The sequence below is a fragment of the Ruminococcus sp. J1101004sp1_RTP21198st1_B9_RTP21198_201120 genome (assembly GCF_040924245.1).
GTDB lineage: Bacteria > Bacillota > Clostridia > Lachnospirales > Lachnospiraceae > Blautia_A > Blautia_A faecis.
Map to the genome: position 1 here is coordinate 26,359 of NZ_JBCOMI010000040.1, position 8,696 is coordinate 35,054.

Genomic DNA, 8,696 nt, shown 5'->3' on the forward strand with positions numbered 1-8,696 from the left:
AGTCCTTCCAGGGCAGCTAAGAGCCCGGGACCCGCCATAGCAGCCATTCTGACACGCTCTAGAGCATGTTTGAAAAAGGCTCTAGTATTCTTTAGGACTGCAAATAATATACCAGCTTACCGATTGCTTTTTATAAAAATAAGGAGCATTGTCAGCCAGTTAACAGCATGACGATACTCCTTTACATAAATATTTATTTAATTCCTAAACGGATATGTCGCCTGTCGGCGACATCACCATATATGAAAGTCAGCTGTTCCGCGCCTATAGCGCTCCCACAGCTGCCGTCCGGGACTTTCATAGTAAAACATTAAGAAATTTCACCTTACAGCCAAAAAAGGAGCCCCATGAATTACACCTACATCGTCCAGTGTGCCGACGGTACTCTTTACACCGGATGGACAAACTGTCTGGAAAAGCGCCTAAAAGCCCACAACAGCGGCAAAAACGGAGCCAAATACACCAAAACCAAACGTCCGGTAACTCTTGTCTACTACGAAGGCTACGCCACCAAAGAAGAAGCCATGAGCCGGGAATATGCAATCAAACAATTAACCCGGGCGAAAAAATTAGCCCTGATGGAATTTTAAAGGAGGTCACAGTTCCCTCTAAATATTAAAAGTTATTAAAAAACTTGTCTAAAATATTTTACCTTACCATATCATCAAATCGGCATATTCGCCACAAAACAATACATCACAATAAAATGACACGCGCTTCCCAGCATAATAAATACGTGGAAAATCTCATGTGACCCAAAATTCTTATGTTTCGCATTAAAGATGGGAAGCTTCAGTGCATAGATCACACCGCCAATCGTATAAATAATTCCCCCCGCCAGCAGCCAGCCAAATCCAGCCTTAGGCAATGCATGAATAATTGGCATGAACGCAAGCACACACAACCAGCCCATTCCAATATACAGCACAGAAGAAATCCATTTCGGACAAGTCACCCAGAATGCCTTAAATACAATTCCCAGAATTGCTGTCGCCCACACAAGTGCGCAAAGTATATATCCAATCTTGTTATGAAGAACAATCAGGCACACCGGCGTATAGCTTCCAGCGATCATTACAAAGATCATCATATGATCCAGCTTCTTCAGTCTGCGGTTCACCTTCGCCGTAGAATCAACGGAATGATAAAGAGTACTTGCCGCATAAAGCAGCATCATCGTAAGAATAAACACTCCCAGTGCCACAATATGAATATGATCGCTCCACTCTGACGAGCGAATCAATAAAGGCGCTGCTCCCACTGCTGCCAGAAGAAAAGCAATCCCATGTGTAATCGCACTTCCCGGATCTTTTAATTTAAATTTCATGATAGCACCTCCTAGAACTTTTCCAAAGCAACTTTGCAAGCAATCAGTTTGATCCCTGAGCTGCAATGTTTTTGCAAACTTTATCATGTAGTTTTAATTACTACGTCATCAAGTATGTGTTATACTATAACACTTTTTTTGAAAAATTCAAGGGGTTTTATAAAACTTTTATAATAAAAGTAATTTTTCGATTTTCAGCAACATTTTTCACCTCTCCATCTCCATCACTGCCTCAACCTCCATCTCCGGAAAATATGTCTCCAATATCTCCTCCCAGCTACTCCCTTTCTTCGCCATCTCATTCCCCCCATACTGGGAAAATCCAATTCCATGTCCTTTTCCTTTGCATAAAAAGCGCACCATTTTTCCTACTTTCTGCACTGAAAAATCTGCGGAAGCCAGATGCATGCCCTGGCGAAAAGTCTCACCCTCAAGCCAGTTTCCATCAGCTGTCAGCGCAGTCACATAACCGGCACTATCTCGCTTTTTGACCACCAGCTTCGCAGGAAGCTGACTGGCAGGCACATATGTACTGTTTACATAATCTGGTGCCTCCCTGTCCTGACTACTTTCCACTGATTTCAGATAGCCATAATCTGCACTGTGAAAAACCTCTTTCCCATCCCTGGTTTTACCGCTGCTGATCTCATGATAGGGAACTAATTTCAGCTTTCCATTATATGTAAGAACCTGCCCGACTGTTGCCTCTGCCGCTGCTCCATACTGCTGCAGCTTATCCACCGCACTCAGTAATTTCCAGACACCTCCATACCCAACAACAAAACTCCTGCCACTATTTAATTCTGCTATTCGGAAGGATAACACCTCTTCATCTTCTGTCGCAGTTGTCATTTGCTCAACTCTTCTTTCCCTGTTTTTCCCTGCGATACTTTCACTTACTTCATCCAGAATTTCTCCTTCACTTTCCCCCTCCTCCAGCCGCCTGTACACCTCCGACCTTGCAATCACCGCCTGAGATTTCACCGCTTCCTCCGCATAATCCCCTTTCATCTGTACCATCAACATCAGCGGAACCATATCCTCCACCCCCGGAGAATGCAGTAAAAGTGCTTTATCAGCCCCATTCAAGGCAATTGTACACATATACGGTAGTAATAAAATGAATGGAATAAACATCCCTGAAGAATAAAAGCTCCGAAACCATTTTCTCATATATTTCCTGCACTTTGCCATTGCTTAAAAATAATTGGCATACCTGATGTTCTAGAGCCTGTTTGAAAAATCATTCCTGCAATCTGCACGCCCCACTTTGCGGTATATTTCACCCGAATTCGGTTGTCGTAGCCCGCTACGACGCCCTCATCCGGGCAAAATCTCCCACAAATTGTGACGCACATCTTGCAGAAAGCCTTTTTCAAACACGCTCTAGGTTTCAGGAATCTTTCTCGCTTTGCCGCATAAGCAACAGCTCTCCTGTCTATCTCATTTCTCCTTATTATATGCACAATTGCAAAAACTTATTAACCGTAGTATACTGTACCCATTGTTGCGCAGACACGGTAACAAAGCGTGTAACTGCTAATTTTCAAAGTAAATATAACGGAGGTTTTTCATGGCCGCACTCTTTCTCGCACCCCTATACATCCTGATCAATGCATACGTTGTCCGTTGGATGATACGATGGATGGGCGCCTGTCACAGACTTTTTCAGACAATGGCATTTCGCGCTTCCTTTATAGGAGTTTACATAATATTAGCAACAGCCCTGCTCACCGGCTTTCTCATCAAAAAGCCGGCCAACCTGCACCGTATTCTCAAGCATACAGGTAACTATTTTCTCGGAACTTTCATCTATATTCTGCTGGTAATCGCTGTCGTTGATTTTGGCCGTCTGATACTGAAATACATATTCCATGCCCCGTTTATCGGGCACCGCAGCACTTTCGTCATCACAGGCCTGATCTGCACCATACTGATCATCAGCCTCAGTGTTTACGGAATCCTTCATGTAACCCATGTGAAAACTACACCTTATGAGATAAACGTTGAAAAAACAGTTGACGGCATGGATTCCCTGAAAATAGTCCTTCTCGCTGATACCCATTTCGGCTACAGCATGGGAACCGCCCAGGCAAAACGAATTGTGAAAAAGATCAATACTGAAAATCCAGATGTAGTCTGTATCGCAGGTGATATTTTCGATAATGAATATGACGCCATTTCCAAACCAGATAAATTAAAAGAAATTTTAAAAGGAATTAAGTCCAAATATGGAGTTTACGCCTGCTGGGGCAATCACGACCTGAACGAACCAATCCTGGCAGGTTTCACCTTCAACGGAACAGAAGATAACTACAACGATCCCAGAATGGAAGAATTTCTTACAGACGCAGGAATCCACCTGCTAGACGATGAAGCTGTTCTGATCGACAACAAATTTTATATTGTCGGCCGCCGGGATGCCTCCCGCTGTGAAAAAGTAGAAGGCTCCAGAGCCACTCCGGCCCAGCTTACCGAATCGCTGGACCAGGGAAAACCAATTATTTTCATTGACCATCAGCCAAAAGAATTAGACGAGACAGCTGCTGCCGGTGTTGACCTTGACCTTTGTGGTCACACCCATGACGGCCAGATTTTCCCCGGAAACCTGATTATCCATCTATTCTGGGAAAATTCCTGTGGCTACCTTCGAAAAGGAACTATGCACAACATTGTCACTTCCGGGGCCGGGATCTGGGGTCCGAACATGAGAGTCGGCACCAACAGCGAAATCTGTCCGATTACAGTTCATTTTAACAATTAATGTAACTATACCACAGATACTATACCGCGAGATGTTTTCGTGAACATAGTTCACAGTTACCAATTAATTTTTCAAATATTGCCGGTTCAGATTTTAAGCCATTCCAACCATGCTTCACTGTATTTATATACAGAGCCAACCATCACATATCCACCTGACAATATAGGTTTCATAGTTACATTAAATCAACCGATTATGCCCCTACGGACTGCCTCTGCACCCCCATCGTTCCATGCAAGGCAGTCCTTTCTCATGTGAAACATCCCGTATCCGATTTCCCCTTCTTCCTCGCAGCCCAGCCCTTTCCACTAAAGCCTGTCCACGCTTCACCACATCTATTCCTTCCAGCATCTTTCCCTGGAAAAATCTTCCCACTATACCTTTTTCATATATCTCATAAGCTTCATGCGCGCCCAGCTCCCAGCCAGTCACCACACTCAGCCATCCATTCATCCTTACAGCCAGTCCGCCGATTCCATCAATCAGTCCCTTTATTCCCTGCATACCCCGTCCATTTTCACTCATCACTCCCATGAAAAAACAAGTCACCACGGTCATCACCATATTGAAACGTTCTTTCAAACTGAATTTATTTTCCCGATTGAAATATTTTTTCAATAATCTCATAAAGGTCCTCCTTCTTGTCATGCCTGTCCAAAATCCAAAAGCTCATCACCGCCGCTGTCTCCTAATGCAATTAACTTTGTACCATTTCAGGCACTTTTTCTGCCTCCGGCAGACTGCACGGACAGCTAACAGCAAACAGCCGCCAGAATATGCCTGGAAAAACTCATCTGCGAACTGCGCACTTTTCATGATTGTGCAGGGTCTAGAACATGTTTGAAAAAGGCTTTCTGCAAGATGTGCATCACAATTTGTGGGAGATTTTGCCCGGATGAGGGCGCCGTAGCGGGCTACGGCAACCGAATTCGGGTGAAATATACCGCAAAGTGGGGCGTGCAGATTGCGGGAATGATTTTTCAAACAGACTCTAGTTATATTTATGTCTGCCAATACAACCTATAGAACCATTTTTTATAAATTTTCCCTATTTCACACCTTATTGACACACTTGTCCCCCACTGCTACAATAACCCTAACAACAACTTTTACCGCTTTCCCAAAGAAAGGAGCACCTTATGGCAAAAGAACAGATTGCAGTTGCAGAACTGATTACAAACATTATCCTGGGAAAAACGGACGGAGCCAGCCGGGTAGATTTCTTCCCGCAAAAGCCTAAATTTCCATTTGACAAACCATACGAGCAGCCATTTCCCCGCGCCACGCCGGAGAGTCAGGGTATTTCCTCTGACATGCTGGCCGACCTGCTGCGGGATCTAGACACTTCACACTATACAGATATGCACCATTTCATGGTTCTCCGAAATGGAAAGGTCATCTGCGAGGCCAATTTCGCCCCCTACCGCAGCCGAATCTGGCATGTGACCCATTCCATGTGCAAAAGCATCACCGGCATGGCAATTGGTCTTCTGGTAGAGGAAGGCAAGCTTTCCCTGGACGAGAACATTTACGACATTTTCCAGAAAAAGCTGAACACCTTTAACAAGATTTTCCGCCCTAAAGTCACTGTAGAAAATCTTCTCACAATGACCAGCGGCGTCACTTTCAACGAATCCGGGATCGTCTCTGGAAACGACTGGCTCACCAGCTACCTGAATTCTTCCATCACCGGCACCCCCGGGGAAAATTTCCAGTACAACAGCCTGAATACCTACGTTCTGTCCGCCATCGTCACGGAACGCACCGGCCAGTCACTTACCGAGTACCTGGAACCGCGGCTTTTCGCTCCCCTTGGAATCACCCGCTATTTCTGGGAAACCTGCCCTAAGGGCATTACCAAGGGCGGCTGGGGACTTTTCCTCTGCACTGAGGACATGGCTAAATTAGGTCAGCTTTATCTTCAGAAAGGTAAATGGAACGATCAGCAGATTATCCCGGAATTCTGGGTTGAAGTCTCCACTGCTAAGCATAAGGAAAGCATCGAAGGTACTTTCGGCTATGGCTACCAGCTGTGGATGGAGGCTCACCCGGGCAGCTTTGAATTCAATGGAATGCTTGGTCAGAATGTGATCGTTTATCCTGACATGAACATGGTTGTAGTCACAAATGCCGGAAATAACGAACTTTTCCAGAACTGCGTCATGCTGAACATTATCCGCAAGCACTTTCCGCGCAACTTTCATCCTGCAGATATTCTGCCTGAAAACCCATGCGCCCAGACACTCCTGAACCGCCTGACTGCAGAGCTTGAAAACGGCATTCAAGCACCTCAGACACTTCCTTCTCTCCGAAAGGGCGGCTGGAAAAAGAATCCGCCCGGACTCCGCCGCAGCACCAATACACGACCTAATACCTGGAATTACGTGAAAGGACTTCCTGCGCCGAATCCTTACCAGTTCACCCAACAGCTTAATGGCAAAGTTTTTGAACTTTCTCCACAGAGCATTGGTCTTTTCCCGCTGTTTATCCAGATTTTCCACAATAATATGACGGAAGGTGTGCAAAAGATTTCATTCGCCTGTGAAAAAGGCAATTTCTCCGTAAACTTTCTGGAATCCGGCGAATGGCATAACATCCCGACAGGACTTGGAAAATTCAAAGAATCCTGGCTTACCCTCCACGAGGAAAGCTATCTGATTGCAGCCTCCGGAGAATTCACTACAGATGAAAACGGAACCGCCGTCCTGAAGCTGGACTTCACCTTCCTTGAAGAATGTGTTCGAAGAAAAATCAACATTTTCTTCCTTCCCGAAGATGAAATTCTCATCCGTTGGTACGAAACACCAGGCAAAGGCATGATCATGGAAGGTCTGGAATCCATCACCGAAGAAATCTCCAACAACTTTCTCTATGGAGCCTTCAAAGGCACCGGCGGCCTGGAGCTCCTTCACAGGGTAATGGAACAGACTATTGAACCGGTTTCGCATGGGTATCTGGTGACACCTGCTGAAAAGGCTCCGGAACAGGGAGCAGTTTCATCCTTAAATGAATCAGATTGCGGAGAACTCTCATCAGAACCCAGTGAAATAACGACCACTTCCTATTCTACAGAAAGTTTGTAATGCACCATATATCGCACTTTAATAGCAATAAAATTTTTTTCGACCAAATATGCGGTCAATCAGGAGGTACCCCATGATTTCCCAGGAAAAACGCTTAATCATCACCTTTCGCTGCACCACCGACGCCATCGCCATGGAGAAATCCTGCAAAGCCACTGGTGCTCCAGGAAGACTGATTCCGATTCCAAGAAGTATCTCTGCCAGCTGCGGACTTTCCTGGTGTGCGCCCCCCACAAGCCGCACTGCCCTTGAGAAACTACTTCAGGAGCAAGACCTGGATCCTGAGGGCATATATGAGTGTATAATTTAATTATTAAACAGGCTCTAATGCAATACAAATTAATTTTCAGCATTACTTACGCAATATATTAAAAATTTACTGTGTCAGAGTATCCATTACTTAATATATGCTGTATTATAGAGTCTGTTAAAAAATGTCAATTAAAAAAATACAATATAGATAGTAGGAGAAATTACACATGGAAAACAAAACATTTGATGCGAGAGGAATGGCCTGCCCACTCCCAGTTGTAAACGCAAAGAAAGAATCCGAAGAAATGACAAATGGCGGTACCCTTATCATTCTCGTTGACAATGAAATTGCCGTCCAGAACCTTACCAAATTTGGCAACAGCAAAGGCTTTACAGTCTCTTCTGAGAAAAAAACAGAGAAAGATTTCACCGTAACCTTCCAGATTCCGGAAAACAGCACAACCTCAACACCAGCAGCTGAATCCGCCGCTCCCGCCTGCACCCCGGATTCCAAGAAACATGGTCTTGTAGCCGTCCTTTCCGCCAATACCATGGGAAATGGTGAAGAACAGCTTGGAAAGATTCTTATGAAATCCTTCATTTTCGCTCTCACCAAACAGGATCAGCTCCCAGAGATCATTCTGTGCTACAACTCCGGAGCATCCCTTACCTGCGAAGACTCCGATTCCCTGGAAGATCTGAAATCTTTAGAAGCAGAAGGAGTAAAAATCCTCACCTGCGGTACCTGCCTTGACTTCTACGGCCTGAAAGAAAGCCTGGCAGTCGGCAGCGTTACCAACATGTACGAAATCGTAGAAATTATGGAAAACGCAGGCACTATCATACGTCCATAATGCTTTGACACATTAAAAAAGTACTCAAAAATTCCGTCCGATATCCATGAATGAACCATGCTTGCATAAGCGAATTCATGGATAACGGATGGGACTTTCATAGCAAATAACTTCTAAATAAATAAAATCCACGCTTTAAAATCAACTCAATTTTCTTTGTAATCAAATTTTGATTTAAAGAAAATAAAAAGATAAAAGCGTGGATTTCATTTTTATCAGAGACACATTTGAGACATCTTGTTTTCAATGGGACATTTACTCACGATTACTTGGTGTTATTTAAGAGTTATAAAAAAAGACCGGAAACCCTTACAAATAAAGGATTTCCGGCATTCTGTGAAGTGAAGCATCGGGGATTCGAACCCCGGACAACTTGATTAAAAGTCAAGTGCTCTACCAACTGAGCTAATGCTCCA

12 protein-coding genes and 1 tRNA gene are annotated in these 8,696 nt (G+C 44.4%); 7 read left to right on the forward strand and 6 right to left on the reverse strand.

Annotated elements, in window-relative coordinates; all coding sequences use genetic code 11:
* Positions 1 to 347 precede the first annotated feature (347 nt).
* Entirely contained in the window at positions 348 to 590 is a 243-nt protein-coding gene (locus AB5618_RS18975; protein WP_148463437.1) for a GIY-YIG nuclease family protein, read from the forward strand.
* Between the two features lie 74 nt (positions 591 to 664).
* Here AB5618_RS18975 and AB5618_RS18980 read toward each other — a convergent pair whose 3' ends face one another.
* The 3 genes from AB5618_RS18980 to AB5618_RS18990 form a co-directional block, all read right to left on the reverse strand.
* Positions 665 to 1,327, reverse strand: coding sequence for a hemolysin III family protein (locus tag AB5618_RS18980; protein WP_118583187.1), 663 nt, complete (start codon positions 1,325 to 1,327; stop codon positions 665 to 667).
* A 207-nt stretch (positions 1,328 to 1,534) separates the two neighbouring features.
* On the reverse strand, positions 1,535 to 2,500 hold the full coding sequence (locus tag AB5618_RS18985) for a SpoIID/LytB domain-containing protein (RefSeq protein WP_195982907.1): 966 nt from the start codon (positions 2,498 to 2,500) through the stop codon (positions 1,535 to 1,537).
* Entirely contained in the window at positions 2,497 to 2,685 is a 189-nt protein-coding gene (locus tag AB5618_RS18990; RefSeq protein ID WP_302672392.1) for a DUF6783 domain-containing protein, read from the reverse strand. Before AB5618_RS18990 ends, AB5618_RS18985 begins: the two co-directional genes overlap by 4 nt.
* Between AB5618_RS18990 and AB5618_RS18995 the strand changes: the two genes are divergently transcribed.
* Both AB5618_RS18995 and AB5618_RS19000 read left to right on the forward strand, forming a co-directional pair.
* Complete coding sequence (locus AB5618_RS18995; RefSeq protein ID WP_313720568.1) at positions 2,605 to 2,937, forward strand: DUF6783 domain-containing protein; 333 nt, start codon at positions 2,605 to 2,607, stop codon at positions 2,935 to 2,937. The two genes, AB5618_RS18990 and AB5618_RS18995, sit on opposite strands and share 81 nt — an antisense overlap.
* Positions 2,901 to 4,091 carry a metallophosphoesterase gene (locus tag AB5618_RS19000; protein ID WP_195982906.1) on the forward strand — a complete coding sequence of 397 codons (1,191 nt, stop codon included), beginning with the start codon at positions 2,901 to 2,903 and terminating at the stop codon, positions 4,089 to 4,091. The genes AB5618_RS18995 and AB5618_RS19000 overlap by 37 nt, the downstream gene beginning before the upstream one ends.
* A 201-nt stretch (positions 4,092 to 4,292) precedes the next feature.
* On the opposite strand, the gene AB5618_RS19005 is transcribed toward AB5618_RS19000, so the two are convergent.
* Together AB5618_RS19005 and AB5618_RS19010 are read right to left on the reverse strand one after the other, a co-directional pair.
* Positions 4,293 to 4,718: a hypothetical protein gene (locus AB5618_RS19005; RefSeq protein ID WP_118583182.1), complete on the reverse strand. Its 426-nt coding sequence runs from the start codon at positions 4,716 to 4,718 to the stop codon at positions 4,293 to 4,295.
* A 45-nt stretch (positions 4,719 to 4,763) separates the two neighbouring features.
* Positions 4,764 to 5,033: a DUF6783 domain-containing protein gene (locus AB5618_RS19010; protein WP_325064570.1), complete on the reverse strand. Its 270-nt coding sequence runs from the start codon at positions 5,031 to 5,033 to the stop codon at positions 4,764 to 4,766.
* Here AB5618_RS19010 and AB5618_RS19015 point away from each other — a divergent pair.
* From AB5618_RS19015 to yedF, 4 genes are all read left to right on the forward strand, one after another.
* Positions 4,965 to 5,117 carry a DUF6783 domain-containing protein gene (locus AB5618_RS19015; RefSeq protein ID WP_308768453.1) on the forward strand — a complete coding sequence of 51 codons (153 nt, stop codon included), beginning with the start codon at positions 4,965 to 4,967 and terminating at the stop codon, positions 5,115 to 5,117. The genes AB5618_RS19010 and AB5618_RS19015 overlap by 69 nt on opposite strands.
* Positions 5,118 to 5,230: 113 nt before the next feature.
* Positions 5,231 to 7,174 carry a serine hydrolase domain-containing protein gene (locus AB5618_RS19020; protein ID WP_368366984.1) on the forward strand — a complete coding sequence of 648 codons (1,944 nt, stop codon included), beginning with the start codon at positions 5,231 to 5,233 and terminating at the stop codon, positions 7,172 to 7,174.
* Positions 7,175 to 7,247: 73 nt separating this feature from the next.
* The gene (locus AB5618_RS19025; RefSeq protein WP_173772864.1) at positions 7,248 to 7,484 is read left to right on the forward strand and encodes a DUF3343 domain-containing protein; all 237 of its coding nucleotides are present in this window, start codon (positions 7,248 to 7,250) and stop codon (positions 7,482 to 7,484) included.
* Positions 7,485 to 7,653: 169 nt separating this feature from the next.
* Positions 7,654 to 8,280: a sulfurtransferase-like selenium metabolism protein YedF gene (gene yedF / locus AB5618_RS19030; RefSeq protein WP_148463431.1), complete on the forward strand. Its 627-nt coding sequence runs from the start codon at positions 7,654 to 7,656 to the stop codon at positions 8,278 to 8,280.
* 342 nt (positions 8,281 to 8,622) lie between these two features.
* On the opposite strand, the gene AB5618_RS19035 is transcribed toward yedF, so the two are convergent.
* Positions 8,623 to 8,695: transfer RNA gene (locus AB5618_RS19035), tRNA-Lys, on the reverse strand.
* Position 8,696 lies beyond the last annotated feature (1 nt).